This window comes from Novosphingobium sp. CECT 9465, from assembly GCF_920987055.1.
Classification (GTDB): Bacteria; Pseudomonadota; Alphaproteobacteria; order Sphingomonadales; family Sphingomonadaceae; genus Novosphingobium.
In genome coordinates this window covers 264,299-278,765 of record NZ_CAKLBX010000001.1, presented here as the reverse complement: position 1 = coordinate 278,765, position 14,467 = coordinate 264,299, and the positions used below count along the sequence as shown (strand labels likewise).

The following is a 14,467-nucleotide window of genomic DNA, read 5'->3' as shown; positions in this document are numbered from 1 at the left end:
ATCAGCCCCACTTTGGCTTGATCCGGTCGCCGTCGAAACGCTGCGGAAATGCCTTTTTCAAGTCTTCCCACGCCACGGGATTCATCGTCCCGTCGATCGACGGCGATTTTATCATGCGGCCACGCACGATATTATCGCCCTTCATATCGCCAAAGTTCATCCACAATGGCAGCGCGGGCAGTTCGAGCAGGTAGACGCCAGAACTGTGAACCCGGTCTGTCGCGGGATCCTCCAGCTCCACCCTGTCGCAAAAGATCGAAAGCGTGGTCACGGCATCAAAGGCATCGGCGGTATCAGGATCGGGAATGGTGCCATCGGGCAGCGGAAAGCCGCGAATCTTGCGCTCGACCTGTTCCAGAAACACCCGCCCGCCAATATCGCGCGCGGTTACTGTAACATCGCGGACGTTGGCGTTGGCCTGCACCAGATGCACATCGATGCCGGTTCCGTTGCGGGTAATGGTGAAGCAGGCAGGGCCTTCCTCGAAAGAGGCCGGAGCCTTGATCGCTTCGCCGGTAACGGGATTTTCCCAGGTCGTGACCGGCAGGTTGGTGCTCTGATCGCGGAACAGGCCGATTTCCCACCAGTGGATCTTGTACTGATCGGCCGAAACGGTTTCCGTCCGGTAGACCATTACCGTTTCTGCCTGAATCACCGGCAGTTCGGGAAACCCTTCAGGCCGCACGAACGCGCCGCCGAAATACCACCACGCCACCAGCCCGTCTTCGGTGGACGTAAACATCTTGCGATAGGCCGCGAAGACATCAATTTCGCTCATCGTCTTTCCTTCGAAAATTCAGTTGGCGCCAAGGCGCGGAATGGCAATCGGCGCCACCGGGATGCTGGTGGTCTTCAATTCGGTGAAAAATGCCAGGCTGCTTTCGGCGCCATCGCGGCCGATTCCCGATGCCTTGTATCCCCCGAACGGTGCGCGCAGTTCGCGCATCATCGGTGTGTTGACCCACACGGTTCCGGCCCGGATTTCGCGGCTGCACCGCATCGTCGTGGCAAGATCACTGGTCCAGGCATAGGATACGAGGCCGAATTCGGAATCGTTGGCGATGCGGATGGCATCGTCGATGGTGTCGAACACGATGATCGAGGCGAACGGGCCAAAAATCTCCTCGCGGCAAACCCGTGCGCCATTGTCCTGCGCCAGCACGACCGTCGGCTCGACATAAAAGCCCTTGTCATGGCCTGCCGCCCGCCTGCCACCGGCCAGCACGCGGCTGCCTTCGGCCTCGGCGATCCTGGCATAGCCCAGTACACGCTCCATGTGGCCGCGATAGGCCAGCGGTCCCATCTCCATCCGTTCGTCATAAGGATCGCCGATGCGGATGCTTTTGGCCCTCGCCACGAACGCTTCGATAAAGCGGTCGGCGATGGACCGCTGCACCAGAATGCGCGAACCGGCCAGGCACTGCTGCCCGTTGTTGGCAAAGATTCCGGCCAGCGTTCCGTCCAGCGCCTGTTCGAAATCGGCGCTTTCGAACACGATGCTGGCCGATTTCCCGCCAAGTTCAAGCAGACAGGGTTTCAGGTTGCGCCCGGCAGCGGCCATGATCGCACGGCCGGTTTCCGTGCCGCCGGTAAAGCCGACCATATCGATCAGTGCGCTTTCGGTCAGCGCGGCGCCCGTCACATGGCCCCGGCCGTTGACGAGGTTGACGACACCGGCAGGCATGCCGGCTTCATGGATCAGTTCGACAAAGCGGAAGAGGCTGTGCGGCGTGAATTCGGAAGGCTTGAGTACGCAAGTGTTGCCAAAGGCGATGCAGGTGGCCACCCGCATTGAAGCCAGTGCCAGCGGCGCATTCCATGGTGCAATCAGCGCAGCCACGCCTTTGGGTTCGCGCGTCACATAAGTCAGATAGCTGGCGTTCTGGGTAAACGTCTGCCCGGCAGCCAACCCCGCCACATCGGCGAACATTTCAAAATTGGCCGCAGCGCGCGTGATCTGCCAGCGGATCGATGCGATCGGCAGGCCGGTATTCATGATTTCAAGGAACGCCAGTTCATCGCTGTGCGCCAGAATCTTGTCCCGCACCGCATAAAGGATGGCCTTGCGGGCATCGGCGCTCATCCGGGGCCACGGACCTTCATCGAAAGCACGGCGTGCTGCAACGATTGCTGCACCCACTTCTGCAGCATCGGCTTCATGCAGCAGTCCGGCGACTTCTTCCGTTGCCGGATTCACTACCTCGATATCATAGCCTCCGGGCATCGGGGCAACGGCCTGCCCATCGATGATGCTGCCAACGTGGCGGCGGTAATCGCTGATTTTCATGGTTTCGTCCTTGATCGCTTCAAGCGGCGGAGGGCGTTGGGGCAAACATGGCGCGCCCCTTGCGGAACACGAGCACCAACGCAAAGAAAAGGCAGATGAAATGGAGGCCGCCGGTCAGTGCGAACGGCGCGGCATAGCTGACGGTATCGAACATGAAACCGCCGACAATCGTCACCAGCAGGACGCTGGCCGTGCCCATCGCGGCAAAGATGCCCATTGCCGATCCGCGCATGTGCGGCGGCACTTCCTGACCGAACACCGATTGAGCGGCAATTGTCTGCGCCCCTTCGGCCAGCCCGATCAGCGATACGGTAACGAAGATGCCCCAGCCCATGACATCCTGCACCAGCAACGCCGATGTGAAGGCCGTGCCGGTCAGCGCCACGCCGATCAGCAGCAGCACGATGCGGTTGACCCTGTCTGCCAGCAGCCCGAACAACGGCGGCGTGACGAACGATGCCACGCTGAGGATCGACAGCAGCAACCCGGCGGTGGCGGTGGCGGATGCCGCATCGACGCCTTGCGCCTTGGCCGCGTTCACCACCCACAGTGCGAGGAAAGCGCCGACAATCGATGAATCGGTGCGGATCACCATGCCGATCAGCATGACAAAGCCGAAGCGCGGATTGACCTTGGCGTATTTCCACACTTCGGCAAAGTTGCGCAAAGTGCCCTGCTTGCCGTCCTCCGGCTTTGCGGCTTCGGTGCGATCGATCGAGCGGTCCTTGCTGAGGAACAGCTTGCCGAACAGGACCGCCGCCAGCATGATGACGCCTGCCAGAACATAGGCGATCTGGCCGGATTCCTTTGCATCATATCCACTTGAGGCCAGCCATCCCGGTACGCGAGCGCCAATGATGCCGACGAACAGGGCAACGGCCATGGCCTGCACCACCAGCATCAGCGAAATGAATTTTCCGCGCGATGCTTCGGCCGGGTAGTCTGCAACCATGCGCGTGGCGCCGCCGGTGGTATGGCCGGTCTGGAAAATGCCGAACACGAACCGGATGACGAACAGCGCAAGCACCGACGCCGCCAGCGGAAACGCAAACATGCACAGCGCAAAACCTGTGAAGGCAATCAGCAGGATGCGGCGGCGTCCGATCCTGTCGGCAAGGCCCCCGGCAAAGCCGACGAACAGCAGAACGGCCAGTTGCTGCGCGGTGGCGAGCGCGCCCGACAACTTGCCCTGTTCCGCAGCCGGAATTTCAAGCTGTGCATTCATGATATAAGGCAGCATCAGTTGCTGGAAGTGTGACAGGCAGTTCGCAATCACCACCACGACCAGAAAGACACCGATCTCCCGCCAACTGACAGCAGGTGCCAGCTTGATCGACCACCACGGCTCACGAGCGTTGATTGGGGTGTCAGGCATCGGATTTGATCTCCATGATCTTGGCGGGGGCATGAACACAGGGGCAGCAGGCTGTTGTCGGCCGGTCGAGCAGATTGAGCACGATCAACAGAACCGGCACGGCGAGAGCGGACAGGATGGCAGCAACCGCCAGCCAGCCCATGTTGAACACGACACCGCCGGGACCGCTCGCCAGAACGAGCGACGCAAGCACGGAACAGACTGCGGTTGAGGCATGTTGGGTGGCAACCTGAAGCGAAGCGAACCGGCCGCGCTGGTCGGCTGGAGGAATGGTCGAAACACGCGCATTGACCATCGCCGAAGCAGACAGGTTGAGCATCACGAACGCGGCGAACACTGGCATCAGCGGCCAGCCGGGGCGATACGCAAACCACAGCATTGCGATGACCAGTGAAAGCAGTGCAGCATTGCATGTCAGCACCGGGACCGTGCCGAAACGGTCAGCCAGACGCCCCCCGATGTTTCCGCCCAGCAGCCCGGCAACGCCGCCCGCCATCCACAGCACACCCAGACTGCCAACCGGATAACCAAGGTTGAAGGCCATGAAACTGGCCATGTTGGGGATCAGCAGCATGTTGCTGGCGATGTGCAGGGCCAGCGCGCACAGCCCGACCGCCACGGCGGGCCGCCTGAATACCACGGCAAATTCCGCCAAGGCGCCGGTGGCGGTCATGGCGGTCGTTGGCGGCGCCACCGGTTGCTTGCCCAGTCTCCAGGCTATGCCCAAAGCGATTGCGGCCCCCACCGCGCCCAGCACCACGAACATCATCGACCAGCCGAATACCAGCGCCAGCTGCAACCCCACGGGTACGCCCAGCACCGATGCCACCCCGAATGCGGTTGCCACGATGCCCATGGCCCTGCCCCGGCGCGATGCGGCGATATGGTCGGCCAGGATCGCGTAAGTCGTCGCCATGGTCGGTCCGGCAAACAGGCCTGCCATGAAACGCGCCACGATCAGCGTATGGAACCCGCTGGCCAGCCCGGTCAGTGCCGTCATCAGCGAAAGACCGCCCAGCCCGGCCAGCAACACCCGCCGCCGATCGAGCCGGTCGAGCAGAACAGAGCTGGCCAACCCCGCAATGCAGGCCGCCGCGACGAAAGTGCCAGTCAGATAACCGACATCCGAGGAATCCATCGCCATCGATTGCGACAACACCGGGCCAAGCGGGATCATCACCATGGAATCGGTCATGCCGAAGAATTGTACCGCAGCCATCAGGCAGGCCACGGACAGCTCTGCCCGTGTCAACTTCTGGCCGTGTCCCGGCCTTCTCGGCTGGTCTTGTACATCTTGCATCAATCGCTTCCCGATCACCATCAATCGCATTGCGCCACGCAACGGCATGGCCGGAAACGTGCTCAGGATGCGCTGAAATCCCAAAGCCGCAGTCTATGGGTGTGTGACTGAATTAAAACTGCCGGAAACGTCGATTGAGTTGAGTATTTGGTCATCCCCTTGCGTCACTGACCGACCTGATCGACCCAGTCGTCCGGGTGTCAGCGCCGGTCAGTGTGCTGTCGCCATAAAGGAGACACCATGACCTTCACGATTTACGGCGTAATCGGTTCGCGCGCATCGCGCTGCATGTGGACGGCAGAAGAGGCCGGCGTTGCATACGACTGGAAGCCGATCAGCACTCTTGATGGTTCCAACAAGACCGAAGAGTTCCTGTCCATAAACCCGTCAGGCAAGATCCCGGCGCTGTCGGACGAAGGCGGCGTGGTGATGACGGAATCGATGGCGATCAATATGTACATCGCCCAGAACTATGGCGCAGCCACGCTTTGGCCTGCTGAAAAGGCAGCGCAGGCCCGTGCGCTTCAATGGACATTCTGGTCGGCCACCGAGATCGAGTACTATATCGGCGCGCTGTTTCCTCATCTGGTGATGCGCAAGGAAGAGGACCGCGATTATGCGCTGGTCGAACAGCTCAAGGCCCAGATGATGCCCAAGCTGGCCGAGCTGGACCATGCGCTGAGCGGCAAGGACTACCTGCTGGACACGTTCAGCATCGCGGACATCAACGTCTGCGTGCAGCTCATCACGATCACGCGCAATTTCAAGTTCGATATTTCCGGCCTGCCCAGCGTGGTGGCATGGCTGGACCGCTGCCTTGAACGCCCCGCCCGCGTGAAGATCGATACGCTGGCAGGCTTTCGCAAATAGATTCATGCCAGCAGGCTGCGAGTTCGCAGCAGACATGCAAAGGCCCCGGCAGATCATGCCGGGGCCTTTTCCCATTACGACCAGGCGTACTCAGTCCAGACCGTCGATGATGAAGGCGCGATAGCGGGCGCCTTTCCAGCGATGGGCGGCTGCTTCCTGATAGGCGGGGCTGTCATACCAGGCCTTGGCCTCTGCCATGCCGGGAAAGCGCAGGATGACTGCACCCTCGATGGGATCGCCCTCCAGCATGGTGAAAGCGCCATATTTTGCGAGCGCCGACACATCGTGCCCTTCGCGCGCTTTGGGGGTGAGCGACTGATAGGTGGCCAGTTCGCCCGCGTCGAACTCTTCCTCCTTGGTGAACACGATGTATGCGGTCATCCCCAATCCTTCCTTCAGGCGCCAAGAAAGTCTGCGATCACCGCAAACATGCGCTGGCGCGGCTTTTGCAGATGGGCATAATCGCCGCCGCCGGGCACGATCACCAGCGCCTTGTCGGTCACGTCGATCCTGCCGAAGAACTCCTCGCGCACCGCCCCGCCCTGCATATAGTCCTGCTTGGCCGCAGCATGACCATAGAGCATCAGCGTGGGGTTGCGCAGCGCGGCGGGATCGACCTGCACACTGCCCTTTTCGTTTTCCACGCGGATGCCGTTGGGAGCATTGAGTTCGGTATCTTCGGCCTGACGCGCCAGTTGTGTGCGGCCATCAAGATCGGTCAGATCGGCCTCAAGCTTGTTGAAGAAATATTCGTAGGTATTCTGCCACCAGTCGGCATTCTCGACGAACGGGATCTTGTTGCCGCCGCCCAGTGCCGGGTCCATCAGCACCAGCCGGTCCAGCCGGTCCGGGAAGCGCGACGCATAATGCCCCACGATCCGCCCGCCCCATGACCAGCCCAGCAGGTGCGGCGTGGCAAAGCCCTGATCGCGCACCCAGTCCATGACCGCACAAAGGTCTTCGATGGCCTGTTCCGTCCCCACATCAAGCGGACTGTGGTTCAGTTCGGATTTGCGATAGCCGCGAACGGCAAAGGTGACCACGCCATACCCACGCGCCACAAGCGCATCCATCATCGAATAATCGGTGCGGCCATCGAACGAAAGGTCATAACCAAGCTGGCCTGAAAGATTGGCACCCTGCGTCAGCACAACGACCTGCTTCGGCGCGGCGTCCAGCCCCTTGTGCCGCAAGTCGATCTTGCCTGCGGGGCCATCAATGAAGATATCCATGTTCATTTCTCCATACGTCATATTTCAGGAATACGGGGCAGTCCGGGGGCTGCATCCCAGGCCAGGTCGCGCAGTTTTTCTTCGATCGTCGCAGTGGCCTGGCGCAGCATCGGAAGGTAGCGGGCCAGCACCTTGTCGCGGCTGTTTCCGGCGCGGATGTAACGCATCATCAACCCGCCGACGGGCCGCCCGCGCAACAGGATGGGCAAGCCCAGACTGCCTTCGGGGAAACGTCCTTCCATCAGCAGGTAGCCATTGCGCCGGGCAAACGCGATGTACCCGTCGAACTCGTCATCACCGTGGTAGAACTGCGCGAAGGCGGGATCGGCCTTGATTGCACGGATCGTACGGTTGGCGATCAGCGGGTCTTCGAACGCCAGATAGACCAGCCCGGTCGAGCTGATCATCATCGGCGCCAGAAACCCCGGCGTTGCCTTGAGCAGCGCCAGCGGGGTAGTCACGTCGGTTGCCAGCCGCACAAGCATCGCTTCGCCATTTGGCGTGACCAGCCCGATCGGCCATTCGACATCGCGCGCAAGCGCCTCGAACGTCGGCAGCGCAGCGACGGTGACCAGCGCCGAAACATCAAGCCCCATCGCCAGTTCACGGACTTTTTCAGTCACCATGTACAGGCGCGAATTGGGTATCCGCAGGCAGTAGCCCTCGGCAATCAGCGTGGCCACGATGCGATAGACCGTTGCCCTTGGCAATTGCAGTGCCCGCACGATTTCGAACAGCTGCAATGGCCCTCGGGCATTGATGCAGGCCAGGGTTTCCAGCCCGCGCTTCAGCGTCTGCAGTTCCTCGCCGACCATCATTTCCCCCAGACAGACATGGAGGAGGTATGATCAGTTTGGGATGCCAAGCAAAGGGCGTTGCGTTTTTGTGCGCCCGATGCACCCTGATGGCATAGCTGGCGGTTCTACGCGTCCGGTGGCCGGGCAGCCCGGCTCAGGCAGCCTTCTCATCATAGACCAGCGGAAAGTATTCACCCTTGGGGCGCGCACCCAGCGGAAGCGCCGCCTGTTGCAGGCCTGGCATCCGCGTGCTCTGGCCGGTCGTCGGCAGCCAGCGGCAATCGTCGCCCAGCCAGCGCGTGGTGATGGCTACACGACGCTTGCCACCGCCGCTTCCATCGTTTCCTTGGGCGCCATGGATCGTGTAAGGATGGATGATCAGGGCATCGCCCGGCTGACAATCCCAGGTCAGTATCTTTTCCTTGCCCTCGGCCACCAGCGCATCGTAATCGAGGATGTCCAGCATCCCGTCGTCCGGCTTCACATCGGCTGCCGTGGGCGGACGGAAATATCCGGGCACGTTCTTGTGGCTTCCGTCGATGAACATCAGGCGGCTGGTTTCAGCCGTGGCGGGGGTCAGCGCCATCCACAGCGATGGCAGCATCTCACCCTTGAAGGCAAACGCCGCGATATCGTGATGCCATGCGGTGCCGTCGCCGGTTTCGCCGTCTTGCGTGCCATTGTGGAAGAAGGTGAGATCGAACCAGAAGCGCAATTGCCGCGAACCGACGATCTTCGCCAGCGCCTTCGAAAGTTCGGCCCGCAGCAGGAAATCGCGGATTTCGGGCACTTCGCGCCACATGTAGCGGATCGTCATGCGCCCCGGCGCCCGGCCATAGGACAGGTCGGACCCTGCAGCGCGCTCGTCATCGGCACGGGCCGCCATTTCATCGGCAATTTCCAGAACCCGCGCCGCGTCCTTCGGATCGATCAGCCCTTTTAGCTGCACGGCACCGTGCTCTTCATAGAAGTCGGCAAGTTCCTTGAGTTCGGCTTCACTGTATTCACGGATCATGGTCATCTCCACAGCGCTCAACGCAATCCCGTTCGTTGGTCCGATTCCTATCAAGCTGGACACGCGGTGCGACTGCCTTTGATCCGATGACCGGATATCGGTCACATACGCAAACCAGGAGCGCCTGCCCAGCCGTGCTTGTCCGCCGCATCGCCGCCATGGTTGTAACCGTGCCTGTTCTGCTCTGGTGACCGCATAACGGACATTCCCAATTCGCCGGTACTGCCCGCCTGCGGCTGCGGTAGCGTTGCCGCAATTGTCGATTCCAGCACGGACACCCAAGCGCAATGAAACGGATTGATGTCGAAACCCTGGTCGTGGGCCTTGGTCCTGTCGGAGCGGTTACTGCGCTTTATCTGGCGCGGGCGGGAATATCCGTGGCGGGCATCGAGGCAGGCAACCGTGAGGCTGTGGACCTGCGGGCTTCGACCTTTCATCCGCCGACGATCTCGATCCTCGACGCTCTGGGCGTCAGCAAGACGCTGCTCAGCTATGGCCTGAAAGCGCCGGTCTACCAGTATCGGGACCGCAAATCGGGCGAAGTGTTTTCGTTCGATTTCTCCGAGCTGAAGGACCAGACGCCTTTCCCGTTTCGTATCCAGTGCGAACAGGACAAGGTCCGGCAGGAAGTTCTCGACGCGCTTGAAGCAGAAACGGATGCGCAGCTTAGCTATCGTTCGCGCCTGTTGTTCCTTGATGATCGCGGTGACCATGTGCTGGCATGGGTCGAAACCGGAACCGAGGTTGTCCAGTACGCCGCGCGCTATGTCATCGGTTGCGATGGCGCGAACAGCGTAGTGCGCAAGCTGCTGGACCTGTCCTTCGAAGGCTTTACCTACCCGGAAAAATACCTTTGCCTGTCAACCGATTATCCTCTGGAACAGGCTTTTGACGGCCTTAGCAACGTAAACTACATTTCCGATCCCGACGAATGGCTGGTCCTGCTGCGTACGCCGCGCCTGTGGCGGGTCATGCTGCCGGTCAGCGAGGACGACGATGACGAGGCGCTGCTGTCCGACGCGACAAAGGAAGGCGTGTTCAAACGCATCCTCGGATCGGATCAGCCGGTGCAGACGCGGCACCGCACGATCTATCGTGTGCACCAGCGCGTGTGCGAACGCTTTTCGAAAGGGCGGATCGCCATCGCAGGCGATGCGGCGCACCTTAACAGCCCGATGGGCGGTTATGGCATGAACAGCGGCATCCATGACGGCATCAACATCGCCGAAAAGATCGTCAGCGTCCTGCAGGGCGGCGAAACCGGCGATATCATGGCGCATTATGACCGCCAGCGCCGCCATGTGACGCAGACGTTCGTGCAGAAGCAATCGATCGAGAACATGAAATCGATGCGCAAGGGCTGGGATCAGGACCGGGCGGACAAGCGCGAGCGCATGGAAATCCTGCAGAACGATCCCGAAGCGCGGCTGCAATTCCTGATCGGCCAATCCATGCTGGGCAGCCTCAAGGAAGCGGAGGCCATCGCATGAGCGCGCAACTCGAAGCCCTGATCGGCCCTACCCCGATCAACCCCACCGACATTCTGGGACCGCGCCGGGTCTTTGCGGTGATTGGCCCATCCACCAACACCGTGGTCCAGCCGGACATGGAAATGATGCGCCCGCAAGGGGTGACCAACCAGTACCGCGACATCTACGTTGAAGATCCGGTGGCGCTGTCCGACGATGCGTTCAACCAGGGCGCGGCCAAGATTTCAGCGGGAATGCGTGATGCACTGGCAACGGCGGTGACTTGCCGCCCGGATTATCTGGTGCTGGGCGTATCGGCGATTTCGTTCGTCGGTGGCAAGGTCGGCTGCGCGGATTTCATCGCGCAAGTGGAGGATCAAACCGGGCTTGGCATAAGCGTCGGCTCGGTCGCCACGGCCGAAGCCCTGCGCGCCTACGGCAACGTCCGCCGCATCGCGTTCGTTTCCCCCTATTATCCGACGGCGAACGCCAATGTTCGGGGCTTCTTTTCGGACTATGGCTTCGAGATTGTCCACGACGTGCCGCTGCGCTGCACAAGCTGGACCAATATCGCCCGCGTACCTGAAGACCATATGCGCAAGGTGATCCTGGCGCTGGACGCCGACAATGTTGATGCCATCGTTCAGGTCGGCACGAACCTTTCCATGGTCCGGCTGGCCGCAGAAATGGAAGAGACGCTGGGCAAGCCGGTTGTGGCGATCAACACGGCAACCTACTGGCACGCCCTGCGAGCCAACGGCTTTACCGAAAAAATGACAGGTTTCGGACGGCTGCTTTCAGACTTCTGAAGCTCATGCCCCGCTGCGCGCGCACCTGCGCGGGCGGGGCCATCACACCGTCATCACACCAGCGTCAGATCCTTCATCGGAAAACGCTCGACGCGCTTGCCGGACAACGCCTCCAGCGCATTGGCAACCGCTGCGCCAACACAAGTGGAACCCGGCTCTCCCACGCCAGTCGGGCGTTCGGCGCTGTCCACGATATGCACATCGATCACCGGCATTTCGTTGATGCGCAGCAACTGGTAGCTATCGAAATTGCGCTGATCGACCACGCCCGCCGTCATCGTGATCGAACTCAGCATGGTGGTTGAAAGGCCAAAGCCGATGCCGCCTTCCATCTGCGCACGGATGTTGCCGGGGTCGAGCGCAAATCCGCAATCGACCGCGCAGGTCACGCGGTGCACACGCACGGTGCCATCCTCGATGCTCACTTCGGCGATCTGAGCGATGAAGCTCTGTTCGGATTCCTGCACCGCAACCCCCAGCTTTCGCCCGGCCGGAAGCGGCTTGCCCCAGCCGGCCTTTTCGGCGGCAAGGCGCAGCACCTGCGCCTGCCGGGGTGCCTGGCCCAGATGCGCCAGCCGGTACGCCACGGGATCGATTCCGGCGCGCCGGGCCAGCCGGTCCATCATGATCTCTTTGGACAGCGTGGTATGCGTGTTGCCGATTGAACGGAAGGTATGGACCGGCACCTTGACCTGCGGACTGACCCAGCGAACCGAAGCATCGGCAATCGCATAACGATCCGCCATGTTGCCCATATAGGACAGGAAATCGGCCTTGGGCGGCGTTCCCTCTCCGGTCGGCACACCGAACAGGATCGACTGGCCGACCAGTTTCAGTTCCAGCCCTGCGATATGGCCCTTTTCATCCACCCCGATGCGGTAGCGATGCAGGAACATCGGCCGGTAATAACCGCCTGCAAGATCATCCTCGCGCGTCCACATCAGCTTGACCGGACGCCGTCCGCCAATGGCCTTGAGCACTTCGGCAAGTTCGGCCACCCAGTCAGAGGTGAAGCTGGCGCGCCGCCCGAAGCTGCCCCCGGCGGGCAGGGTGTTCAGGCGGACCTGATCGGTCCGCAGCCCCAGTATCTCGCAGACCTTTGCCTGATTGATCGTCTGGCTTTGAAACCCGCCCCACAACTCGCACCCCTGCGCATCGATCCGGCCGGTGACGCACAGCGGTTCAAGCGGGGCCTGCGCCAGATAGGGGAACAGGAATTCGGCCTCGACCACCGCCGCTGCTCCGGCAATCGCGGTCGCCGCATTGCCGCGCTCGGCACAGACCAGTCCTGCATCGTCCTGTGCCAGTTGCCTGAAATAGGTGGCGATTTCATCGGTAGAGCGGGTCTCCGCGCCGCTTTCATCCCAGGTAATGTTCAGCGCATCGCGCCCCCGGCACGCGCTCCACGTGTTGCCTGCCAGCACCGCAATGCCCGATGGAACCTGCACCACCCGTTCCACGCCGGGAACCGCCAGCGCCGCCTTGGCGTCAAACGCCTTGACCCTGGCACCAAAGCGCGGCGCGCGCGCGATGACGGCGTGCAGCATATCCGGCAACCGCATGTCGATACCATACTGCGCCTTGCCCCGGTGCTTGTCCGCCGTATCCAGCCGACGCACCGGCGTTCCCAGCAGGGCAAACTGGCTGACCGGCTTGAGCGTGACATCCGGCGGCACGGGCAGCAGCGCCGCGATTGGCGAAAGCGCCCCGAACCCGCTGGTCCGGCCAGAAGCGGTATGAACCACCTTGCCCTGTTTCACCGTAATTTCAGCCTCAGGCACACTCCACCGCCGCGCCGCAGCGGCCACCAGCATGGCGCGCGCGGTTGCCCCGGCGCGGCGCAACTGATCCCAACTGTTGGATATGGACGTCGATCCGCCGGTCGTCTGCGTCTTGAATGTGGTATGGGCATAATCGCGCAGGTTCACCGGCGCGGCCTCCACCCTCACCTGCGCCCAGTCCGCATCAAGTTCCTCGGCCACGATCTGCGCAAGACCCGTGCCGATGCCCTGCCCCATGTCGAGATGCTTGGCAAAGACGGTCACGGCATCGTCAGCCTCGATCCGCAGGAACGGCTGCTGCAGAACAGCGGGCGGTTCCGCGCCCGATGGCGCAGCCTCCGCCGGACGATAAAGGCCCAGCGCAAGCAGGCCGGTGCCAAACCCGATGAAGCCGCGACGATCAACCGGAGGCAGGCTCATGCGCCAAGCCTCCTTGCAGCGTCATGGATCGCGGCGCGGATCCGCACATATGTGGCGCAGCGGCAGGCATTGCCGGCCATGGCGTTGTCGATATCCGCATCGCCGGGGCTGGCATTGCCTTCCAGCAGGGCGGTTGCCGCCATGATCTGGCCCGGCTGGCAATAGCCGCACTGCGCCACTTGCGCTTCATCCCAGGCCGCCAGAACCGCCGCAGCAACGCGCTGCCCCTTGTCCGTAGCCGCTTCGATCGTCCGCACCTGTTCGCCCGAAAGCGATCCGGCCGGCAGGCTGCACGAACGGACGGGCGTTCCATCGACCAGCACGGTGCACGCGCCGCACTGGGCCACACCGCACCCGAACTTGGTGCCCGTCATCCCCAGCACATCGCGCAAGACCCACAGCAGCGGCATTTCGGGATCGACGTCGACTGTATGAGACGTGCCGTTTATGTTCAGTTTCATGGGACAGTTCCGGCAATAGCTGGTGATGCCCTGCCCAGCAGGTTCAGCGCATAAGCCTCGTCCACCACTTCGGCATATTTGGCCTGAAGATCGAACAGGTTGGCGCGATGCGGTTCGGGATGCCGATCGGCGCAGGCCGGCTCCACCACGATTGGCACGAACCCGGATTGCAGCGCATCCAGCGCGGTTGCGCGCACACAGCCCGATGTCGAAAACCCGGTTACCAGCACGGTATCCACATCCAGCGTGCGCAAGGTCGATGCCAGCGATGTGCCGAAGAATGCCGAGGCATATTGCTTGGTCACCACAATATCGTCCGCGTCCTGCAGCCCATCGGGAAAGCCGCCCAGCGGCGATCCCTTTATGAACGCCTTGAGCGACGGGACCTTTTTGAAGAACTGGCCACCTGAAGCGCCATCCGCGCCGTATTCTACATTGGTCAGCACGACCGGCAGTCCATGGGCGCGGGCCTGCGCCGCAAGCCGCAGATTTACGGCCAGGGCCGCTGGCGCCGTCGGCGCGTAGAGCACCGAGTCCGGCAGCAGGTAGGCCGCAACAACGTCCACGATCACCAGTGCACATTTCCGGCCGGGCTGAAGCGTCCCGCCAAAAGCCGAAGCATAATTCTGCGAAAGTTCATCGGTCACGGCA

14 protein-coding genes are annotated in these 14,467 nt (G+C 61.9%); 3 read left to right on the top strand and 11 right to left on the bottom strand.

Features of this window, described 5'->3' with window-relative positions; all coding sequences use genetic code 11:
* Position 1 precedes the first annotated feature (1 nt).
* From LUA85_RS01350 to LUA85_RS01335, 4 genes are read right to left on the bottom strand one after another with little or no spacing between them, the layout of a single operon-like run.
* The gene (locus tag LUA85_RS01350; protein ID WP_231466544.1) at positions 2-778 is read right to left on the bottom strand and encodes a hypothetical protein; all 777 of its coding nucleotides are present in this window, start codon (positions 776-778) and stop codon (positions 2-4) included.
* An 18-nt stretch (positions 779-796) separates the two neighbouring features.
* Positions 797-2,287 carry an aldehyde dehydrogenase gene (locus LUA85_RS01345; RefSeq protein ID WP_231466543.1) on the bottom strand — a complete coding sequence of 497 codons (1,491 nt, stop codon included), beginning with the start codon at positions 2,285-2,287 and terminating at the stop codon, positions 797-799.
* A gap of 19 nt (positions 2,288-2,306) precedes the next feature.
* A complete protein-coding gene (locus tag LUA85_RS01340; RefSeq protein WP_231466542.1) occupies positions 2,307-3,662 on the bottom strand; it encodes an MFS transporter in 1,356 nt (451 codons plus the stop codon).
* On the bottom strand, positions 3,655-4,962 hold the full coding sequence (locus LUA85_RS01335) for an MFS transporter (RefSeq protein WP_231466541.1): 1,308 nt from the start codon (positions 4,960-4,962) through the stop codon (positions 3,655-3,657). The genes LUA85_RS01340 and LUA85_RS01335 overlap by 8 nt, the downstream gene beginning before the upstream one ends.
* 240 nt (positions 4,963-5,202) lie before the next feature.
* Between LUA85_RS01335 and LUA85_RS01330 the strand changes: the two genes are divergently transcribed.
* The gene (locus LUA85_RS01330; RefSeq protein WP_231466540.1) at positions 5,203-5,832 is read left to right on the top strand and encodes a glutathione S-transferase family protein; all 630 of its coding nucleotides are present in this window, start codon (positions 5,203-5,205) and stop codon (positions 5,830-5,832) included.
* 90 nt (positions 5,833-5,922) lie between these two features.
* Here the strand turns inward: LUA85_RS01330 and LUA85_RS01325 are convergent, their stop codons facing one another.
* The 4 genes from LUA85_RS01325 to LUA85_RS01310 form a co-directional block, all read right to left on the bottom strand.
* On the bottom strand, positions 5,923-6,213 hold the full coding sequence (locus LUA85_RS01325) for a DUF1330 domain-containing protein (RefSeq protein ID WP_231466539.1): 291 nt from the start codon (positions 6,211-6,213) through the stop codon (positions 5,923-5,925).
* Between the two features lie 14 nt (positions 6,214-6,227).
* Positions 6,228-7,064, bottom strand: a complete 837-nt coding sequence (locus LUA85_RS01320; protein WP_231466538.1) for an alpha/beta fold hydrolase — start codon at positions 7,062-7,064, stop codon at positions 6,228-6,230.
* A gap of 17 nt (positions 7,065-7,081) precedes the next feature.
* The gene (locus tag LUA85_RS01315) at positions 7,082-7,882 is read right to left on the bottom strand and encodes a helix-turn-helix domain-containing protein (protein WP_231466537.1); all 801 of its coding nucleotides are present in this window, start codon (positions 7,880-7,882) and stop codon (positions 7,082-7,084) included.
* A gap of 133 nt (positions 7,883-8,015) precedes the next feature.
* Complete coding sequence (locus LUA85_RS01310; protein ID WP_231466536.1) at positions 8,016-8,876, bottom strand: phytanoyl-CoA dioxygenase family protein; 861 nt, start codon at positions 8,874-8,876, stop codon at positions 8,016-8,018.
* 287 nt (positions 8,877-9,163) lie between these two features.
* Between LUA85_RS01310 and LUA85_RS01305 the strand changes: the two genes are divergently transcribed.
* Both LUA85_RS01305 and LUA85_RS01300 read left to right on the top strand, forming a co-directional pair.
* Entirely contained in the window at positions 9,164-10,366 is a 1,203-nt protein-coding gene (locus LUA85_RS01305) for an NAD(P)/FAD-dependent oxidoreductase (RefSeq protein ID WP_231466535.1), read from the top strand.
* Positions 10,363-11,154, top strand: a complete 792-nt coding sequence (locus LUA85_RS01300; RefSeq protein WP_231466534.1) for an arylmalonate decarboxylase — start codon at positions 10,363-10,365, stop codon at positions 11,152-11,154. The genes LUA85_RS01305 and LUA85_RS01300 overlap by 4 nt, the downstream gene beginning before the upstream one ends.
* Positions 11,155-11,207: 53 nt before the next feature.
* Here the strand turns inward: LUA85_RS01300 and LUA85_RS01295 are convergent, their stop codons facing one another.
* Genes LUA85_RS01295 through LUA85_RS01285 form a run of 3 tightly spaced genes read right to left on the bottom strand, consistent with a single transcriptional unit; the run spans position 11,208 to position 14,463 of the window.
* Complete coding sequence (locus LUA85_RS01295) at positions 11,208-13,355, bottom strand: xanthine dehydrogenase family protein molybdopterin-binding subunit (RefSeq protein WP_231466533.1); 2,148 nt, start codon at positions 13,353-13,355, stop codon at positions 11,208-11,210.
* Positions 13,352-13,816 (bottom strand): (2Fe-2S)-binding protein, encoded by a 465-nt coding sequence (locus LUA85_RS01290; RefSeq protein WP_231466532.1) that lies wholly within the window; start codon positions 13,814-13,816, stop codon positions 13,352-13,354. The genes LUA85_RS01295 and LUA85_RS01290 overlap by 4 nt, the downstream gene beginning before the upstream one ends.
* Positions 13,813-14,463, bottom strand: coding sequence for an isochorismatase family protein (locus tag LUA85_RS01285; protein WP_231466531.1), 651 nt, complete (start codon positions 14,461-14,463; stop codon positions 13,813-13,815). The genes LUA85_RS01290 and LUA85_RS01285 overlap by 4 nt, the downstream gene beginning before the upstream one ends.
* Positions 14,464-14,467: the final 4 nt, after the last annotated feature.

What these genes read in the sequence shown, in the direction of transcription:
- LUA85_RS01350 (WP_231466544.1), bottom strand. Translation starts at nt 778, where the DNA reads ATGAGCGAAATTGATGTCTTCGCGGCCTATCGCAAGATGTTTACGTCC.
- LUA85_RS01345 (WP_231466543.1), bottom strand. Translation starts at nt 2,287, where the DNA reads ATGAAAATCAGCGATTACCGCCGCCACGTTGGCAGCATCATCGATGGG.
- LUA85_RS01340 (WP_231466542.1), bottom strand. Translation starts at nt 3,662, where the DNA reads ATGCCTGACACCCCAATCAACGCTCGTGAGCCGTGGTGGTCGATCAAG.
- LUA85_RS01335 (WP_231466541.1), bottom strand. Translation starts at nt 4,962, where the DNA reads ATGCAAGATGTACAAGACCAGCCGAGAAGGCCGGGACACGGCCAGAAG.
- LUA85_RS01330 (WP_231466540.1), top strand. Translation starts at nt 5,203, where the DNA reads ATGACCTTCACGATTTACGGCGTAATCGGTTCGCGCGCATCGCGCTGC.
- LUA85_RS01325 (WP_231466539.1), bottom strand. Translation starts at nt 6,213, where the DNA reads ATGACCGCATACATCGTGTTCACCAAGGAGGAAGAGTTCGACGCGGGC.
- LUA85_RS01320 (WP_231466538.1), bottom strand. Translation starts at nt 7,064, where the DNA reads ATGGATATCTTCATTGATGGCCCCGCAGGCAAGATCGACTTGCGGCAC.
- LUA85_RS01315 (WP_231466537.1), bottom strand. Translation starts at nt 7,882, where the DNA reads ATGATGGTCGGCGAGGAACTGCAGACGCTGAAGCGCGGGCTGGAAACC.
- LUA85_RS01310 (WP_231466536.1), bottom strand. Translation starts at nt 8,876, where the DNA reads ATGATCCGTGAATACAGTGAAGCCGAACTCAAGGAACTTGCCGACTTC.
- LUA85_RS01305 (WP_231466535.1), top strand. Translation starts at nt 9,164, where the DNA reads ATGAAACGGATTGATGTCGAAACCCTGGTCGTGGGCCTTGGTCCTGTC.
- LUA85_RS01300 (WP_231466534.1), top strand. Translation starts at nt 10,363, where the DNA reads ATGAGCGCGCAACTCGAAGCCCTGATCGGCCCTACCCCGATCAACCCC.
- LUA85_RS01295 (WP_231466533.1), bottom strand. Translation starts at nt 13,355, where the DNA reads ATGAGCCTGCCTCCGGTTGATCGTCGCGGCTTCATCGGGTTTGGCACC.
- LUA85_RS01290 (WP_231466532.1), bottom strand. Translation starts at nt 13,816, where the DNA reads ATGAAACTGAACATAAACGGCACGTCTCATACAGTCGACGTCGATCCC.